General features: G+C 72.1%; 1 protein-coding gene. It reads left to right on the plus strand.

The window, feature by feature from the left end:
• Window positions 1-171: 171 nt before the first annotated feature.
• Window positions 172-426 (plus strand): hypothetical protein (locus tag C1I98_RS46730; protein WP_146607978.1); only part of this gene is annotated, 255 nt, incomplete at its 3' end.

Here is a 426-nt window from a genome sequence, read left to right on the forward strand (position 1 = left end):
GTCGCGGTGGAGCCGGAACTGGGGCTGGGGGTCACCGTCACGGTAATGGTCGGCGACGGCTGGGACGGGTCGTCGTATTCGTAGTCGTCCTCGTACTCGTTCCCGTTGGGCGGCTCATGGCCTTCCGCGTCGAAGGTCACCACGGGGAACGGCGCCGCGCACGGCGTCGGCGTGCCCGTGGGGGACGTGCTGGGAGTCAGGGTCACGGTCACGGTCGGGCGCGGAACCCGGGTGGGGCTCACCGTCAGGGTCGGCACCACGGTCCGCGTGCGGGTCGGCGTGACGGTCGGCTTCCTGGTGGGCGTCCGCGTCGGGGTCGCCGTGGGCTTCCGCGTGGGCGTGGCGGTCGGTTTCCGGGTCGGGGTCGCCGTGGGCTTCCGGGTCGGCGTACGGGCTGTCTCTTATACACCTCTGACGCTGCCGACG

It is taken from the genome of Spongiactinospora gelatinilytica (genome assembly GCF_003236385.1).
Classification (GTDB): Bacteria; Actinomycetota; Actinomycetes; order Streptosporangiales; family Streptosporangiaceae; genus Spongiactinospora; species Spongiactinospora gelatinilytica.